The following is a 16,712-nucleotide window of genomic DNA, read 5'->3' as shown; positions in this document are numbered from 1 at the left end:
GTCGCCGCACGCGCGTAACGGGACGCGGGTCACATCTGGACGTCCAAACGCAGGGGCATCGCACGAATATGTGATCCATCATGCCATGCGTCTCCGTATGGTCCGGCGTGAGTACGCCATGGAACTGCAACAATCGGGCGGGAAGATGGCGCGCCCGCCGGGGCCTGCCGACAGGGGGCTGGCCTGGTCGCGGGTCGTTCCCCCGGATCCGTGCATGTCCAACCCATTCAACGCCGCGCTTCCCCGCCGCGCGGTCATCCTCGTCGGCGGCCTCGTCGTCGCGCTCGCCGCCGTCGCGGCGTACGCCACGCTGCATGTCCGTCATCCCGGCGCGGAAACCGCCGGCGCCACGACGTCGAGCCCGTCGTCCTCCGACGCCGGGCAATCGGGTGTCGACATCCTCCTGGGGCTGGCGCGAGACGCCACGCGCGAGGGTCGCCTCGTCGCCCCGCAGGGTAACAACGCGTACGAGTACTACCTCAGCGTCGTGCAGCTGGAGCCGGAGAACGCCACGGCGCTCGACGCCCTTCGCGAGACGCTCCCTTTTGCGTCGCAGGAGATCGAACGGCTGATCAACCGCCGCGAGCTCGAAGAGGCACGCCGGGAAATCGCGCTTCTGCGCGACTTCGACCCGACCAACTACACCTTGATCATTCTCGGCGCCAAGCTCGATGCGCAGCAGCAGGTCGTCACGGCCGAGGACGAGGCGAAGGCCGAGCAGATCCGCCGCCGCAACGGTTAGCTGTCCTGGGCGCGGCCCGCGATCCGCAACAGGGCCTGTTGCGTCGGGCGAGAAGCTGTCGCGGCCAGGTCCGCTCCCACCGGATCACGCTACGATAGCGGCCCACCCCCAGGGCAAGGAGCCTCACCCATGAACCGTCACATCCGACTCTTCCTCGCCGCCGGCCTCGGCATCGCCACCCTGAGCGCCTGCCAGACCGCGCCGGCCGGCCAGCCGAAGCCCGTCTCCGGATTCGTCACCGACATGAAGGCCTTCGACACCTTCATCGCCACGAAGCCGACGCCCGAGCAGTTCCATGCCGCCTATCCCGACGTCCTCCTGGTCACTCCGGACATGATGACCACGCGCGAGATGCGCCAGAACAACAGCCGCTATTTCCCGAAGCTCGACGGCGAAGGCCGCATCGTCGGCGGGTCGTTCCAGTAAACGCCGGGGTCATGGCGCCGGCGTTTACACTAGGCGCCATGACCCACTCCATCCGACCCTTCAAGGGCATCCTCCCGCGCCTCGGCGCCCGCGTTTACGTCGATCCGGCCGCGACCGTCATCGGTGACGTCGAGCTGGGCGACGACGCGTCGATCTGGCCCGGCGCCGTCGCCCGCGGCGACGTCCACCACATCCGCATCGGCGCCCGCAGCAATCTGCAGGATGGCGCGATCATCCACGTCACCCACGACGGCCCGTACACGCCCGGCGGCTTCCCGACCCTCATCGGCGAGGACGTCACCATCGGGCACGGCGCGGTGATCCACGCCTGCACGATCGAGGATGGCTGCCTCATCGGCATGCACGCCACGGTGCTCGACGGCGCGGTGGTGAAGAAGAACGGCTTCGTGGGCGCGGGCGCGCTGATCCCGCCCGGCAAGGTGGTCGGCGAGCGCGAGCTGTGGCTTGGCAACCCGGCGAAGATGGTCCGGGTGCTCTCGGACGCGCAGGTGGAGCAGCTCTACTACTCCGCGGCGAACTACGTGCGGCTCAAGGACGATTACCTCGCCTGACGCCCGCCGGTAGGAGCGGACCTGGCCGCGATGCTGTGGGAGGTCCGCTCCAACGGCCCCATGACACACCGCCGCTTGATTTGGGCGGCCCGGGACACCACGCTGACCGCCTGACAGGAGATCCGCGATGGACACCAGCACGAACCCCCTTCTCGACCCCAACGGCCTGCCCGCGTTCTCGGCCATCCGTCCGGAACACGTCGAGCCTGCCATCGACGCGCTGATCGCCGAACAGCGTGCCGCCATCGACGCGATCGCCGCGCCGGACGCCGTCCGCGACTTCGACCACGTGATCCTGGCCCAGGAGCGGCTCGACCAGACGCTGTCCCACGCCTGGTCGCCGGTCAGCCACCTGCACTCGGTGGCCGATACGCCGGCCCTGCGCAAGGCGCACGGCGCCGCGGAAGAAAAGCTCACCGACCATGGGATCGAGGTCGGACAGAACCGCGAGCTCTACGCGGCCGTCCAGGCCGTGGCCGACCGCCCGGATTTCGCCGGACTTCCGGTCGCCGGCCGGGCGGCGGTCGAGCACGCGCTGCGCGACTTCCGGCTCTCGGGCGTGGCGCTCGACGAACCGGCCCGCACGCGCTTCCGCGAGATCGGCGTGGCGCTGTCCAAGCTGACGACCGAATTCTCGAACGCCGTGCTCGACGCCTCCGAGGCGTGGCACATGCACATCACCGACGAGCGCGACCTCGCCGGCATCCCCGCCTCCGGCCGCGCCGTGCTGCGCGAATACGCGCGCGAGATGAAGCTGGACGGGTATCTGGTCACGCTCAAGCAGCCCAGCGTGCAGGCCGTGCTGACCTACGCCGAGAAGCGCGAGCTGCGCGAGGCCGTGTACTACGCCTACCAGACGCGCGCTTCCGACCAGGGCCCCGACAAGGGCAAGTTCGACAACAGCGAGCGGATCGAGCAGATCGTGGCGCTTCGCCACGAGGCCGCGCAGCTGCTCGGCTTCGCCAACGCCGCCGAGGAGTCGCTGGCGACCAAGATGGCGGCCTCGCCCCAGGTGGTGCTCGACTTCCTGCGCGACCTCGCCGCGCGCGCGAAGCCCGTGGCGAAGAAGGAACTGGAAGAGCTGCGCCATTTCGCCAGTGAGCAGCTGAAGATCGACAACCTGGAGCCCTGGGACGTCGGTTTCGCCGCGGAGCGCCTGCGCCAGCAGAAGTACGCGCTCGACGAGGAGCAGATCAAGCCGTATTTCCCGGCATCCGCGGCGATCGACGGCCTGTTCATGGTGGTCGAGCGCCTGTACGGCGTGCGCTTCGTGCCGCGCGACGATGTCGACACCTGGCACAAGGACGTGAAGTACTACGACGTCGTCAACGCCGATGGCAGCGTCTTCGCCGGTGCCTACCTCGACATGTACGCCCGCTCGGGCAAGCGCGGCGGCGCCTGGATGGACGTGTGCGCCTCGCGATTCCGCGACGGCGAGCACCTCCAGCTGCCGATCGCGTTCCTCACCTGCAACTTCCCCCCGCCGACCGCGGACACGCCGGCGTTGCTCACGCACGACGACGTGCTGACGCTGTTCCACGAGTTCGGGCACGGCCTGCATCACATGCTGACCGAGGTCGACATCCCGTCCGTCGGTGGCATCGACGGCGTGGAATGGGACGCGGTGGAGCTGCCCAGCCAGTTCATGGAGAACTTCGCGTGGGACCGCCAGGCCCTGCGCGAATTCGCACGGCATTACGAAACCGGCGAGCCGCTGCCCGACGATCTCTACGACCGCATGGTCGCCGCGCGTCATTTCCACGCCGGCCTGTTCCTCGTCCGCCAGCTCGAGTTCGGTCTCTTCGACTTCCGCCTGCACCTGGAGTACGACCCGGAGCGCGGAGCCCGTCCGCTCGACGTGCTCGAGCAGGTTCGCCACGAGGTGGCCGTGATGCATCCGCCGGCCTGGCAGCGTTTCCCGCATGCGTTCACGCACATCTTCGCGGGCGGTTATTCGGCCGGTTACTACAGCTACCTCTGGGCCGAGGTTCTCTCGGCCGACGCCTTCGAGGCGTTCGAGGAAGCCGGCGTGCTGGACCGCGCGACGGGCGAGCGCTTCCGTCGCGAGGTGCTGGCGGTGGGCGCGACGCGTCCGGCGCTGGCCTCGTTCACGGCGTTCCGCGGCCGCGGACCGGAGCCCGACGCCCTGCTCAAGAGCTACGGCCTCGCCTGAGGCACCGCCGCGCGGCCCCGGCAAGCCGCGCGGCTTCCTTTACAATGGCGCGATGAAGATCGCGTCGTGGAACGTCAATTCCCTCAAGGTTCGTCTCCCCCACCTGCAGCAGTGGCTCACGGAGGCGCAGCCCAACATCGTCGCGCTGCAGGAAACCAAGCTCACCGACGACAAGTTCCCCGTCGACGAGATCGCCGCCATGGGTTACCGCTCGGTGTATTCCGGGCAGAAGACCTATAACGGCGTGGCCATCCTGGCGAAGGACGAGCCCACCGACGTCGTCACCGACATCGAGGGCCTGGACGATCCGCAGCGGCGCATCCTCGCCGCCACGGTCGGCGACGTCCGCGTGGTGAACCTCTACGTCGTCAACGGCAAGGCGCTGGGCGACGAGAAGTACACGTACAAGCTGCACTGGCTGGCGAAGGTCCGCGACTTCCTCGAACAGGAGCGGGCACGTCACGAGAAGCTCGTGGTGCTGGGCGACTTCAACATCTGCCGCGACGACCGCGACGTCTACGACCCGGTGGCCTGGGGCGAGGACATCTTCTGCTCCCCGCCGGAGCGCGCGGCGCTGCAGGCCCTGCTGGATGTCGGCCTTCATGACAGTTTCCGGCTTTTCACCGAAGATGCCGGCCTTTTCAGCTGGTGGGACTACCGCCAGGCGGCGTTCCGCCGCAACATGGGCCTGCGGATCGACCTCATCTTGATCAGCGATGCGCTCAAATCCGTGGCGACGTCGTCCATCATCGACAAGGCGCCGCGCAAGTGGGAACAGCCGTCCGACCACGCGCCCGTCGCGCTGGAGTTGAACCTTTGAATACACCGAAGTCCGAATGGCCGAGCTCCCTCGACGACAGGGAACTCGAAGAACTCGATACCTTCCTGCGCGCGCATGGCGGCGACGGCGCCCTCATGCTCGACGGCGTGCATGGGCTGCTGTCGGCGATCGCGATCGGTCCGCTCGAGGTCAAGCCCGAGGAATGGCTGCACGAAGTGCTGCATGACGCGTTCGACGACGAGGACGAGGGCAACCGCGTGCTCGCCCTGCTCGCCAAGCTCAACGATTCGATCAGCGCCGAGCTGGACGTCGACGCCTACGAGCCGATCCTCGGCGAGATCGATACCGAGGAAGGCCCGCTGCTGTCCGCCGCCGGCTGGTGCGAAGGTTTCAGCCGCGGCATCGACATGCGTGCCGGCCTGTGGGAAACCCGGCTGGCCGAGGATCCGGGCCTGATGCAGCTGCTCGGCCCGATCATGGCGCTCGCGGTCGACGAAGGCGTGCTCCAGGCCGACGCCGAGTTCGAGAAGCTCACCGACGACGAATACGACGAATGCCTCGGGCAGCTGCCGGAAGTGCTCAACCAGGTCGGCAACTACTGGCGAGAGAATCCGCCGAGCGAGGACGAGCTCAAGGCGCTGGCGCGTCCGCGCGTCGAAGGCGAGGACGGCCCGCCGCGACAGCGGTCGGGGCATTGGGTGCATTGACGCCGCGGCGTCGCCCGCACCGGCTCGGCGCATAGGGCGGAAACGCATCGTTCACAGGTGGGAGCTTCTCTGGCGGCGGCGAAAGCGGCATCTTGGGTGCCTACCACGGAGCCCACCATGACCACTCATCGTCACATCGTCCGCCGCGTCACCGGCATGGACACCGCCGACGGCGCGGGCGTGAAGCTCAAGCGCGTGATCGGCCAGCCTGCGCTCGACATGCTGGATCCGTTCCTCCTGCTCGACGAATTCCGTTCCGATCAGGCAGGCGATTACATCGAAGGTTTTCCGGAGCATCCGCATCGCGGTTTCGAGACCGTGACGTACATGCTCGCCGGGCGCATGCGTCACGGCGACAACCACGGCAACACCGGCGATCTCGGTCCGGGCAGCGTGCAGTGGATGACCGCCGGCCGCGGCATCCTGCATTCCGAGATGCCGCAGCAGGAAGAGGGCCTCATGTGGGGCTTCCAGCTTTGGGTGAACCTGCCGGCCGCCGACAAGATGGTCGAGCCGCGTTACCAGGACATCGCGCCTTCGGCGATCCCCGTCGTGCATCCCGCCGAAGGCGTCACGGTGCGCATCGTGGCCGGTGACCTGGCCGGCGAGACGGGTCCTGTCAGCGGCATCAGCACGGCGCCGGTGTACTTCGACATCTCGCTCGAGCCCGGTGCGCGATTCGAACTGGACGTCCCGGAAGACCACAGCGCCTTCGCGTACGTGTTCGAAGGCCAGGCAGTGCGCATCGGTGGCGAAGCCGTCGCCCGCAGCGAGCTCGCGGTGCTGTCGAGAGGCCCGAAGGTGGAATTCGTCGCCGATGGCCACAGCCGCGTGCTGTTCGTCGCCGGCCGGCCGCTGAAGGAGCCCGTCGCCCGCTACGGCCCGTTCGTGATGAACACACCGGCGCAGATCCACGAGGCGATCGCGGATTTCCGCGCGGGCAAGTTCTGACGTTGATCGCGAGGTTGCCACTCGCGCCACCCGGCGCGTAACCTGAACGACATGTCCAGACAAAAACATGCGTTCCTCTTCGATCTCGACGGCACGCTCGTCGACAGCGTCTACCAGCACGTCCTCGCATGGAAAGAGTCGCTCGACATGGAGGGCATCGACCTTTCCGTGTGGCGGATCCATCGCAAGATCGGGATGAGCGGTGGCCTGTTCACCGACATCCTGCTCCGCGAGACGAACACCGAGATCACGCCGGAGCGCATCGACCGCCTGCGCCGCAACCACGCCGCGGCGTACGGACGCCTCGCGGAAGCGGGCGCCGTGAAGCCGCTGCCCGGCGCGGTCGCGCTGCTGAAATGGCTCACCGACGCGAACATCCCCTGGGCGATCGCCACGTCGGGGCGCATGGAGACCGCGGCGCACAACATCGCCGCCCTCGGCGTCGATCCGAACAAGGTGCCGGTGGTGACCCGGGACCAGGTCCGCCACGCCAAGCCCGACCCGGACCTCTTCGTGACGGCCGCGGAGCGGCTCGGCACCGACATCCGCGACGCCATGGTCATCGGCGACGCCATCTGGGACATGCTGGCCGCGCAGCGCGCCCGCGCCCTGGGGATCGGCCTGCTCTCCGGCGGCTATGGGGAGAACGAACTCGAGCGCGCCGGTGCCTACCGCGTCTTCGAGGATCCGGCCGACCTGCTGCGCCACATCGACGAGGTCGCCGCCCGAAGCTGAACAAGGGTAGGAAGTTCCCTACGCCGTTTAAGGAAGGGACTGGGTGGGCTTCGTAGCATCGCAGGCCTACGCATTCGCAAGGATTTCATTGGCCATGCGCCTCCTGCTCACGATCGTTCCCCTCGCGACCGCCTTCATCATCGCCGCCTGCACGCATTCGGAGCCGACCGCTCCGGCGTCGGACACGGCCTCCGCCGCCGCGACGACGGTCGCCTCGCCCGCGCCGGGCAAGACGGCCCCGGCCAATCCCGCGTTGGGATCGGCCGAGTGGCTTGCGTGGGTGGACAAAACCCTGGCGGTCAGCGACGACGGGCATGGCCCGCAGCCGGGGACGGCGGAGTGGAGCGCTGCGGTCAATCGGAAGCTGGGACAGGAGGCTCCGCAGGCGGCGCCGGGCTCGGCGGAATGGCAGCAGGCCGTGGACGCGCTGCTACGGACGCGAGTGGCCACGCACTGATTCGCCGGTGCGATCGGCTCCCACCCTCCGGTGGCAGCGTGACCCTAATGCCGGGTGGGGGCCGGGGCCGTCGGTCCTTCGTGCGAGTACCCATCGCCGATACGATCGGCTCCCACCCTCCGGTAGCAACTTAACCCAAGTGCGGGTGGGAGCCGATCGCATCGGCGATCCCGCGGAGCGGGCCCGAAACCGGTGAAGCCGCGCGCCGAGGTCAGAGCGGCGCGCTGACCGACCTCTCGCCTTCCGGCACCCTCACCTCGCCCGACGGCAGCGACAGCACGACACCCCCCGGCGCCTTCACCGGCTGCGTGATCGTCAGCACCGCCTTTCCATTCACGGCCTTCAGCGTGTAACCGAAGCGTCCATACGGCGTGCGCAGGTCGCGGATGGCGACACCTTCGCCCGCGAGCCAGCCGGGCTGCACGCCAGCCGCCACGACGATGGCGCCATCCTGCGCGCGGTCGTACGCGAACATGTCGAGGGCCGACCGGACGTAATCCGAAGCGATCCACGCATGCGGCATGTCGCCGACGAAGCGCGGCTCCCGGGGATCGCGCCCCACCACTTCCGCCCACTGGTTCCACGCCGCCGGCCGGCGGTCGGCGAAGAAGAACGCGACGAGCTGGTCGAGGCGATCGCGCCACCCAAGACGAATGAAGCTCGCGATGGTCCGCAACTCGTACGGGGTGTAATCCTTCCAGGCGGTCTTGCCGTCGCGGCGTGCGACGAACCCCTGCCAGTACTTCTCGAACGTCGCATCGACGAGCGCCTTCGGCAGGCGCGACTGCTCGTCGCCCGGCGAGAGCGCGATCGTCGTCGAGGTCGCGTCGAAATCGCCGAGCTCGGCCGAGCCGGGGATGAAATCGATGCCCTTCGCCTTCACCGCCGCGGCGATCGACGCGTGCACGTCGGCGCGGAACTGATCGCGCGATCGGCCAAAGGCGGAGGCGTCGCCCTGCTCGCCCAGCACCTGCGCGAGCTGAACCGCATCGTCGTAACCCTTCAACGCCCAGAAGTCGTCCCAGTACGAATGCATCGGCTTCGCCGAGTAGCCTTCGTGACTGATCGACGCCGGCATCAGGCCATAGAGCGCGCGATCCGGACCGCCGAGGCGCGACGGCTGGCGCTCGCTCGCGCGCAGCGTCTCCATGTACGCGACCGCCTTGCGAACATGCGGGTAGAGCGAGGCGAGCGTGGCGCGGTCGTGCGTATACCGCCACAGCTCGGCGACGCTGAAAATCAGCTCGCCGTGACTGTCGTTTTCGGGTACCGGATCCGAACCGCGCGCGTCGACGCAGCACGGCACCTTGCCGTTGGAGAACTGGTGCGGCGCATACCAGGTGATGAAGTCGCGCGCGACATCCTCGTGGCCCGTGCGCAGCAGGCCCTCCAGCATCATCGCGCCGTCGCGCACCCAGGTGCGCGAGTACGAACGCGTGCCTGGCTGCAGCGCCGGACCGTCACGCGACATGAGGATCTGCGCCACGCCGCTCTTCATCGTGTCGACGATGGGCTGCGCCACGGCGGGCACCGTCACGGATACACGATCCAGCTTCTCGCGCCACGCGGAAGCCACCGCATCGGCATGCGTGGCGATCCAGCGCCCGGCATCGGCCGGTATCGCCACCGCGTCGGCGGGATTTACTGGTACGACGACACCAAGATCGACATGACCGTGCGCGGGAACGCGCACGTCGTAGAGCAGCGCGCCCTGCGCGAAACCGCTGGCGTCGTGCAACGACGACGTCGTCGGCCGCTCGCCGGCGTCGAGGCGCTCGCTCAGCGTCCGTGGTTCATTCGCGCTGGCGACGAACGCGGTGGTGCGCTGGAGCGGCAGCAGCTTGCGCGATCCGTTCACCGTCAGCGCCTTGCCGTCGAAGGCGAGGTCGTCGATGCGGCTGATGCCGCCCGGCGCGTTGAGGAACTGCGTCGGCGGGTTGACCTGGAAAGGACGAGCCGCCAGCGCGAGTGTCACATCGCGCGGCGCGTCGCCGTCGTTGGCGACGCGATAGCCGACCACGAGTTGCGAAGCGCCTGCCTTTCCCTGGGCGAAGGCGGTCGTGGTCAGCGACAGCGTGCCGGCCTCCCAGCGGACCGACGGGATCGGCAGGTAGCGGTCGCGCAGCGACTGGGTCGTCGTCACGTCGGCCCACGTGACGACCTTGCCGCGCTCGATCAGGAACGGTTCGATGGAGAAGCCACCGCGCGTCACTTCGACCGCGCCGTCTTCGGAGATCAGCGCGGAGTCGCGGCTGCCGCCGTCCACGCCCACGATCGTCCAGTACGATTGCTCGCCCGAGAAACCGCGCGGATAGAGGCCACGGCGGACCGCCTTCGCCCGGCCTTCGAACACCGCGTTCGGCGTCGGTGGCTGCGCCGGCACGGCCTCCGGCGGGCGCGGCACGATGCGCAGGTTGTCGAAGCACACCTCGCCCTTGTTCTCGGCAGGGGCCGCCTGTGGGAAGCGCGCTGGCGCGCGAAGGGTGCTCGCGGTACCGGCCGATCCGCCCCCGACCCCGCTCGGCTCTATGGGCGCCTCCTTGTAAATGACGAACTCCACCTCGCGCGTATGCCGCAACGTGCGGTCCTTGATCGGGCCCCACGCGTACTCCACCTGACGGCTGGTCGCGTCGATGGTCTGCCAGGTATCGGTCGGCACGAACGACGGCTTCTGCAGCCACCACACGTTGTCGCCGCTGTCGTCGATGAACTTCAGTTGCAGCGTGTTGGGCGGCATGTGCCCGCGGACGTCGAAGCTCAGCGCGAAGCCGTCCGGGAAGTCGATGGGCAGTGTCTTGCGGATCGACGCGGCCCCCGAGACGCCGTTGAAGTCGTAAGCGAGGCAGATGGCCTGTCCGGTCTTGCCCGGCACCGCGCGCAACGTCGCGCTCACGTCGTCGGTATGCGTGGCCTTCCATCCAGCGGCCGTGTCGAAGGTGTCGAGGTCGGTGGCGCCCGCGACGCCGGCGAACATAAGGAGGCCGTGCAGGAGGAAAAGCGTCGATCGCATGCTCAGCCCTTCACGCTGCCCAGCAGCAGTCCTTCGAGGTAATAGCGCTGCAGCGCGAGGAACAGCACCAGCACCGGGAGGATGGTGACGACGGAACCCGCCATCATCAACTCGCTGTCCTGCACGTGTTCGCGCGACAGCGACGCCAGCGCGATGGGCAGCGTGTAGTGCTCCTGTCCGGTCAGCGCGATCAGCGGCCACATGAAGTCGTTCCACGCGGCGAGGAACGTGAAGATCGCCAACGTCACCATGATCGGCTTCAGCAGTGGCATCACGATCGTGGCGAAGATGCGGAACTCGCCGGCGCCATCGATGCGTGCCGCCTCCATCAGGTCGTCCGGAATGCCGCTGGCGTACTGGCGCACGAGGAAGATGCCGAAGATCGTGGCGAGCGCGGGCACGATCACCGCGCCATAGGTGTTCACCAGCCCCATGTACTTCAGCAGCAGGAACAGCGGCAGCATCGCGACCTGCGCGGGAATCACCAGCGCACCCAGCAGCACCTGGAAGATGCGCTGGCGCCCTCTGAACTCCAGTTTGGCGAACGCGTAGCCCGCCATCAGGTTGAACGCGAGCGAGATCAGCGTGATGGCCGTCGAGATCAGCAGGCTGTTGAACAGATAGCGTCCCATGCCCGCGTTCATGAACAGCTGGCGGTAGTTGTCGAGCGTCGCGTTCTTCGGCAGCACGGGGGGCGGCAGCGAGCTGGCCTGGCCCTGCGGCATGAACGAGACCGACACCATGTACAGCAGCGGCGCGATCGCGATGACGGCCGCGCCGATGAGCAGGCCGTTGATCAGCGCCTTCGCGACACGCGGGCTCATGCCGGCTCTCCCCGCTTCGACAGGCGAAGCATCGCGGCGGTCACCACGAACATGATGACGAACAGGATGAAGGCCACGGCCGAGGCCGAGCCGAGGTTCCACCATTTGAAGCCTTCTTCGTACATCAGGTATAGCACCGAGGTCGTGCTCTGCAGCGGGCCGCCCTCGGTCATGACGTAGGGCTCGGCGAACAGCTGGAAATAGCCGGACACCGTGAGGATGCTGACCATGACCATCGTGGGCTTCAGCATCGGCAGCGTGATGTGGCGGAACTGCGCGAACGCCGACGCACCGTCGATGCGCGCGGCTTCGTAGAGGTCGCCCGGGATCGCCTGCAGCCCGGCCATGAAGATGATCATGTTGTAACCGAAGTTCTTCCACACTGCGAAGAGGATGATCGTCGGCATCGCCCAGTGCGGGTCGCCGAGCCAGTCCACGGTGGGGATGCCGATCGCATCGAACACGTAGTTCACGAGGCCGTACTTCGTATTGAACAGGTAGCGCCAGATGACGGCCACGGCCACGACCGTGGTGACCACGGGCGCGAACAGCGCGGTGCGGAAGAAGGGCTTGAAGCGAGCGAGCGGCGAGTTCAGCAACATGGCCGCGCCCAGCGAGGCCATCAGCGACAGCGGCACGCCCACGACCACGAAATACACGGTATGCCCGAGCGCCGACCAGAACAGCGGACGCTGCAGCAGCGTCCAGTAATTCTCCAGCGCCACGAAGCGCAGGTTGCGGATGTCCGCCAGCGCGTAGAGGTCGTAGTCGGTGACCGAGAGCACCAGCGCCGCCACCACGGGCAGCAGGAAGAACAGGCCGAGGATGATCAGCGCTGGCGTGATGAACAGCCAGGCGGCGCGGGAGGTGGTCATGGCGTGGCCTTCTTGCCGTGGTCGAGCATCCAGCGGCGTTTTTCCAGCAAACGGTCGGCGCGGCGGTCGATCTCTTCCGCGGCCTGGTCGATGGTGAGGTCGCCATGCGCGGCCTGCGCGGCGACGAGCTGCATCTCGGTGACGATGCGCTCCCACTCGGCGACGGGCGGCGTCGGCTTCACGCGCTCGAGCTGGTCGCGGAACGCGGCGGCCTTGTCGTCGTTCTTCAGCGCGGGAATCTCCCACGACGAGCGGCGTGGCGGCATGTCGCCGAGGATCTCGTAGAAGCGCGCCTGGATCGCCGGGCGCGAGAGGAATTCGACCAGCGCCCAGGCGTCGTCCTTGTGCTGCGAGCGGCGGAAGATCACGAGGCTCGAACCGCCGGCGTTGGACGCGCCGGGGCCCGTCGGACCCGGCAGCGGCGTGGTGCCCCAGTCGCCCTGCTGCTCCTTCGGCAGCCGCTGGCGGAATTCGCCGATGTTCCACGGGCCGGAGAGATAGAACGCGAAGAAGCCCTGGCCGAAGGCCGCCCACGGATTGCCGATGCCGACGTTCGTCATCATCGGTGCCTGCTGGTCCTTGAACAGCGACACGTAGAACGCGAGCGCCTTCTTGAACCCGGGGCTGCGGAAGTTGCCGTAGCGTCCGTCGTCGCGCAGCAGCGGATCGTCCGACTGCAGCGCGAGGGCGAGCAGCTGCTCGAACTCGTTGGTGGGCAGCAGCACGCCATAGGCCTTGCCCGGCGGCTGCGAGAGCTTCGCCATCATGGCGCGCCATTCGGCCCAGTCGCGCGGCGGGTGGTCGTAACCGACCTTCGCCAGGAGATCCTTCCGGTAGAACAGCAGGCGCGTGTCGACGTACCAGGGCACGCCGTAGAGCCGGCCGTCGATCACGTTGGTGGCCCAGATCGCCGCGAAGTAATCCTTCGGATCCACGACCTTCGACGCGGCCACGCGCGCATCCAGTGGCTCGAGCGCGCCGAGGGCCACCATCTCGGGTATCCAGGTGTTGCCGAGCTGGGTGATGTCCGGCGTGGAATCACCGGCGTACGCGGTGAGCAGCTTCTGGTGCGCGGCGGTCAGCGGCAGCTGCTGCACTTCGACGTGCAGGCCGGGATGCTCACGCTCGAACTCGGGCAGCAGCTTCGCCACCGCCTCGCCCTCGCGGCCGATCGTCCAGAACTGCAGCGTCCGCGTGCCCTCTTCCTTCTTCGCGCAGCCGGCGACGCCCGCGCCGGCGAGCGCCAGCACGAGCGTGAAGCGAAGCGTGCGGGCGAAGCGCTTCACCACAGGTTCGCGGCCGTGTCGGCGTCGAGCCAGCCGCCGGTGAAGCCGGCGCGCTGGAGGCCCTTGCGGATGTACGGGTTCTTCTTCATCACGTTCCAGACGAACTCGCTGCGGTAATTCTCGATCATCAGCACGATCGGGCCCTGGTCGATGCCCAGGTGCACGGTATCGGCCCAGCCGAAGCCCGGCACGAGGCGGCCCGTGCGCAGGTCGGTCTTCGTGTCGAACGTCAGGTTGAACGCGTCGACGAAGCCGTACTTCGTATAGATGTACTGACCGTACTTCTTCTTCATTTCTTCCAGCGCCGGGATCACGATCTCGGGCGCGAACGCGATCGAGCCGCCGGCCGCGGTCGGCACGATGGTGCCGTCGTCCGAGATGTAATCGCGACCGGCGCCGCGCGCCGTGTAGCCCGCGTACGTGCGCTCGCGGTCGCCCTGCTTGATGATCAGGCCGCCGGGGCCGTTGCTGGCCGTGAGGCCCCAGACGTTCTTGCCATAGCCCTTCCAGCCGCCCGGATTGGCGACGGCGTAGGCCTGCTGCGAATACGTCGCGCGGCGGCTGTTCTCGAAGTAGTCGAGGTCGTGCGCCCTGCTCCAGGCATCGCGGATGCCGCGGAAATCGACGAACGTGTGGCTGTACTGGTGACCGAACAGCGGTGCGAAGTTGAGGAACGTCTGGCCGTGAAACTCACCCCAGGTCTTGTCATACGTCTTCGTCCAGGCCTGCCAGGCATCGTCGCCCACCGGATGCGTCGGCGAGCCGAGCGCGAGCAGGTAGACGAGCATGCCTTCGTTGTAGCCCTCCCAGTCGTGCGGAATCGCCTTGCCGCCCGGCGTCCAGCCCATGTTGATCAGCGGCGCGCGGGTCTGTGCCCACGTCCAGTCCACGCGACGGTAGATCTCGTCGGCGATGTCGCGGATCTCCTTTTCCTTCGCCGTGTCACGGTCGTAGTAGCTCTGCGCGAACAGGATGCCGCCGAGCAGCAGCGTGGTGTCGACGGTGGACACCTCGACCCAGCGGTCGAAGCGGGCGCCCGTCTGCATGTTGAGGAAGTGATAGAAGAAACCCTTGTAGCCCGTCGCGCCGTCTTCGTCGGTGTTCTGCGGCGCATCGCGGAAGAAGCGCAGCGTGGCCAGCGTGCGGTCGATCGCCTGGTCGCGCGTGATGTAGCCGCGCTCGACGCCGACGCCGTACGCGGTCAGGCCGAAACCGACCGAGGCAATCGATGCGAACGAATCGGTGGGGTAATGATCGGGAATCAGGCCGTTCGACGGATTCGCGCTGTCCCAGAACCACTGGAACGTCCGCTTCTCCAGATCCGCGATCATCGGCGGCACGGTGTGCACGTCGCGGATCGCGGACGCGGCGGCGTGCTTCGGCTTCGCCGCTTCGGTCTGCGCCACGGCGAACGGAGCGACGGTGGCGAGCATGACGCCGACGGCGAGGGAGAGGCGTTTCAGGGTCTTGGCTTGCATCGTGAATCCTGTTGCGTAAACGTTTACGTCGCGGGGTCGCATAAAGGCCCCGAAGGGCCTTGCGTGAACTCCGAACCATACGGGCCGGATGGTCCCAAGGCAATCGCCGTGGCCGTCTTCACACGGCCTCCGCCGCGGCGCGGCACTCGCGATCGATGAATTGCTGGTGGGTGGGCATGAGATCGACGTTCTTCGACACGATCTCGCGCACGCTGTTGAGGAACTTCGGAAGATCGTCGTCCGGCATCTGGTCGACAAGCGGGTTGTAGCCGGTGGGCATGATCCCCTGGCCGATCATCACCTGGATCCAGCTGACGGCGCCGAACATCTCCTCGCCGTTGCGGAAGAAGCGTCCGCTGTGGCGGAACAGGTCGATGTTCGCCTGCAGCGAATCCGGAATCTCCATCGTGCGGCAGTGATTCCAGAACGGCGAGTCGTCGCGTGTGGTGGCCTTGTAGTGCAGCACGAGGAAATCGCGGATGCGTTCGCACTCGAAGCGCGTCTGCTCGTTGAAACGGTCGGCGAGCACCGGATCCATCACGCCGTTCGAAGGGAACAGCTGGAGCAGTTTCGAGATGCCCGCCTGGATCATGTGGATGCTGGTCGACTCCAGCGGCTCCATGAAGCCGCTGGCGAGCCCGAGCGCGACGACGTTCCGGTTCCACGACTTCTTGCGCATGCCCGTGACGAATCGCAACGGACGCGGATCCGCGAGCGCCTTTCCGTCGAGCCGCGCCAGCAGCTTCGCGGTGGCGGCGTCGTCGCCGATGTACTGGCTCGAATATACGTAGCCGTTGCCGGTGCGATGCTGCAGCGGGATGCGCCATTGCCAACCGGCCTCGCGCGCGGTGCAGCGCGTGTACGGCGTCGGCGCCTCCACGCGCTCGCACGGCACGGCCAGCGCGCGGTCGCAGGGCAGCCAGCGGGTCCATTCCTCGTAACCGGTCTTCAGGGCGCCTTCGATGAGCAGGCCACGGAAGCCGGAGCAGTCGATGAAGAGATCGCCTTCCACGCGCTCGCCGTCGTCGAGGAGCACGGCGCGGACATGGCCCGTCGCCGGATCGAGTTCGACGTCGCGAATCCTGCCTTCGGTGCGGCGCACGCCGCGGGCCTCGCTGTACGCACGCAGGTAGCGCGCATAGAGGGCGGCGTCGAAGTGGTAGGCGTAGGCGATGCCACCGAGCGGATTGCTGGCGGGCACGTCGACCGGCGCCGGCATGAACTTGCCGCGGATCGCCGCGACCGTGTTGACCGAATAGTCGATGAGGTCGGTGGCGCAGCCCGCCAGCCGGCCCTTGAGCCAATACTGATGGAACGGCGTGAGGCCGATGTCGTGGCCCATGACGCCGAAGCCATGGATGTACGAATCCCCCAGGCTGCCCCAGTCACGAAACTGGATGCCGAGCTTGAAGGTGCCCTGCGTGCGCGCCACGAAGTCGGCTTCGTTGATGCCCAGCAGGTTGTTGAACGCCTTGATGTGCGGAACGGTCGCCTCGCCGACACCGACGATGCCGATCTCGTCCGATTCCACGAGCCGCACGGTCGCCTGGCGGTTGAGTACGCGCGACAGCGCCGACGCTGCCATCCAGCCAGCGGTGCCTCCTCCGACGACGACGATGTTCGTGATGGCGTGGCTCATGGATGATGACCGCTGGCGTCGTCAAAGAAAGGCGCCCGCGGGGAGAATCGCGGGCG

General features: G+C 67.5%; 15 protein-coding genes. 9 read left to right on the top strand and 6 right to left on the bottom strand.

All coding sequences use genetic code 11. From position 1 onward, the window contains the following. The first annotated feature begins 214 nt into the window (after window positions 1-214). The 9 genes from BMW54_RS15945 (at window position 215) to BMW54_RS15905 (ending at window position 7,544) form a co-directional block, all read left to right on the top strand. Window positions 215-742, top strand: coding sequence for a hypothetical protein (locus BMW54_RS15945; RefSeq protein WP_090058014.1), 528 nt, complete (start codon window positions 215-217; stop codon window positions 740-742). A gap of 129 nt (window positions 743-871) precedes the next feature. Next, a complete protein-coding gene (locus BMW54_RS15940; RefSeq protein ID WP_090058012.1) occupies window positions 872-1,168 on the top strand; it encodes a hypothetical protein in 297 nt (98 codons plus the stop codon). A gap of 38 nt (window positions 1,169-1,206) precedes the next feature. After that, window positions 1,207-1,740 (top strand): gamma carbonic anhydrase family protein, encoded by a 534-nt coding sequence (locus tag BMW54_RS15935; RefSeq protein ID WP_090058010.1) that lies wholly within the window; start codon window positions 1,207-1,209, stop codon window positions 1,738-1,740. Between the two features lie 127 nt (window positions 1,741-1,867). Beyond that, the gene (locus BMW54_RS15930) at window positions 1,868-3,913 is read left to right on the top strand and encodes a M3 family metallopeptidase (protein ID WP_090058009.1); all 2,046 of its coding nucleotides are present in this window, start codon (window positions 1,868-1,870) and stop codon (window positions 3,911-3,913) included. A 52-nt stretch (window positions 3,914-3,965) separates the two neighbouring features. After that, window positions 3,966-4,733: an exodeoxyribonuclease III gene (gene xth / locus BMW54_RS15925; protein WP_090058007.1), complete on the top strand. Its 768-nt coding sequence runs from the start codon at window positions 3,966-3,968 to the stop codon at window positions 4,731-4,733. Next, window positions 4,730-5,401: a YecA/YgfB family protein gene (locus tag BMW54_RS15920; protein WP_090058006.1), complete on the top strand. Its 672-nt coding sequence runs from the start codon at window positions 4,730-4,732 to the stop codon at window positions 5,399-5,401. The genes xth and BMW54_RS15920 overlap by 4 nt, the downstream gene beginning before the upstream one ends. A 117-nt stretch (window positions 5,402-5,518) precedes the next feature. Continuing rightward, window positions 5,519-6,352 carry a pirin family protein gene (locus BMW54_RS15915; RefSeq protein ID WP_090058004.1) on the top strand — a complete coding sequence of 278 codons (834 nt, stop codon included), beginning with the start codon at window positions 5,519-5,521 and terminating at the stop codon, window positions 6,350-6,352. Between the two features lie 51 nt (window positions 6,353-6,403). Next, window positions 6,404-7,087, top strand: a complete 684-nt coding sequence (locus BMW54_RS15910) for an HAD family hydrolase (protein ID WP_090058002.1) — start codon at window positions 6,404-6,406, stop codon at window positions 7,085-7,087. Window positions 7,088-7,181: 94 nt separating this feature from the next. Beyond that, window positions 7,182-7,544 carry a hypothetical protein gene (locus BMW54_RS15905; protein WP_090057999.1) on the top strand — a complete coding sequence of 121 codons (363 nt, stop codon included), beginning with the start codon at window positions 7,182-7,184 and terminating at the stop codon, window positions 7,542-7,544. A gap of 211 nt (window positions 7,545-7,755) precedes the next feature. Here BMW54_RS15905 and BMW54_RS15900 read toward each other — a convergent pair whose 3' ends face one another. The 6 genes from BMW54_RS15900 to BMW54_RS15875 form a co-directional block, all read right to left on the bottom strand. Further along, window positions 7,756-10,554, bottom strand: coding sequence for a glycoside hydrolase family 15 protein (locus BMW54_RS15900; RefSeq protein WP_090057998.1), 2,799 nt, complete (start codon window positions 10,552-10,554; stop codon window positions 7,756-7,758). A gap of 2 nt (window positions 10,555-10,556) precedes the next feature. Further along, the gene (locus BMW54_RS15895; RefSeq protein WP_090057996.1) at window positions 10,557-11,378 is read right to left on the bottom strand and encodes a carbohydrate ABC transporter permease; all 822 of its coding nucleotides are present in this window, start codon (window positions 11,376-11,378) and stop codon (window positions 10,557-10,559) included. Beyond that, window positions 11,375-12,253, bottom strand: a complete 879-nt coding sequence (locus BMW54_RS15890; protein WP_090057995.1) for a carbohydrate ABC transporter permease — start codon at window positions 12,251-12,253, stop codon at window positions 11,375-11,377. Before BMW54_RS15890 ends, BMW54_RS15895 begins: the two co-directional genes overlap by 4 nt. Then, a complete protein-coding gene (locus tag BMW54_RS15885; RefSeq protein ID WP_090057992.1) occupies window positions 12,250-13,539 on the bottom strand; it encodes a sugar ABC transporter substrate-binding protein in 1,290 nt (429 codons plus the stop codon). Before BMW54_RS15885 ends, BMW54_RS15890 begins: the two co-directional genes overlap by 4 nt. Further along, window positions 13,536-15,017 carry a glucoamylase family protein gene (locus tag BMW54_RS15880; protein ID WP_090057990.1) on the bottom strand — a complete coding sequence of 494 codons (1,482 nt, stop codon included), beginning with the start codon at window positions 15,015-15,017 and terminating at the stop codon, window positions 13,536-13,538. Before BMW54_RS15880 ends, BMW54_RS15885 begins: the two co-directional genes overlap by 4 nt. A gap of 118 nt (window positions 15,018-15,135) precedes the next feature. Next, window positions 15,136-16,656 (bottom strand): tryptophan halogenase family protein, encoded by a 1,521-nt coding sequence (locus tag BMW54_RS15875; protein WP_090057989.1) that lies wholly within the window; start codon window positions 16,654-16,656, stop codon window positions 15,136-15,138. Window positions 16,657-16,712 lie beyond the last annotated feature (56 nt).

Origin of the sequence: Luteibacter sp. 329MFSha (assembly GCF_900111665.1) — a bacterium.
In the GTDB taxonomy this organism is placed as follows: Bacteria; Pseudomonadota; Gammaproteobacteria; order Xanthomonadales; family Rhodanobacteraceae; genus Luteibacter.
Note: the sequence above shows the minus strand (reverse complement) of the source record. Positions and strands in the feature narration are given on the sequence as shown.

Coding starts and splice junctions, on each gene's coding strand:
- BMW54_RS15905 (WP_090057999.1), top strand. CDS start 7,182: ATGCGCCTCCTGCTCACGATCGTTCCCCTCGCGACCGCCTTCATCATC.
- BMW54_RS15910 (WP_090058002.1), top strand. CDS start 6,404: ATGTCCAGACAAAAACATGCGTTCCTCTTCGATCTCGACGGCACGCTC.
- BMW54_RS15900 (WP_090057998.1), bottom strand. CDS start 10,554: ATGCGATCGACGCTTTTCCTCCTGCACGGCCTCCTTATGTTCGCCGGC.
- BMW54_RS15890 (WP_090057995.1), bottom strand. CDS start 12,253: ATGACCACCTCCCGCGCCGCCTGGCTGTTCATCACGCCAGCGCTGATC.
- BMW54_RS15935 (WP_090058010.1), top strand. CDS start 1,207: ATGACCCACTCCATCCGACCCTTCAAGGGCATCCTCCCGCGCCTCGGC.
- xth (WP_090058007.1), top strand. CDS start 3,966: ATGAAGATCGCGTCGTGGAACGTCAATTCCCTCAAGGTTCGTCTCCCC.
- BMW54_RS15915 (WP_090058004.1), top strand. CDS start 5,519: ATGACCACTCATCGTCACATCGTCCGCCGCGTCACCGGCATGGACACC.
- BMW54_RS15945 (WP_090058014.1), top strand. CDS start 215: ATGTCCAACCCATTCAACGCCGCGCTTCCCCGCCGCGCGGTCATCCTC.
- BMW54_RS15875 (WP_090057989.1), bottom strand. CDS start 16,656: ATGAGCCACGCCATCACGAACATCGTCGTCGTCGGAGGAGGCACCGCT.
- BMW54_RS15930 (WP_090058009.1), top strand. CDS start 1,868: ATGGACACCAGCACGAACCCCCTTCTCGACCCCAACGGCCTGCCCGCG.
- BMW54_RS15880 (WP_090057990.1), bottom strand. CDS start 15,017: ATGCAAGCCAAGACCCTGAAACGCCTCTCCCTCGCCGTCGGCGTCATG.
- BMW54_RS15940 (WP_090058012.1), top strand. CDS start 872: ATGAACCGTCACATCCGACTCTTCCTCGCCGCCGGCCTCGGCATCGCC.
- BMW54_RS15895 (WP_090057996.1), bottom strand. CDS start 11,378: ATGAGCCCGCGTGTCGCGAAGGCGCTGATCAACGGCCTGCTCATCGGC.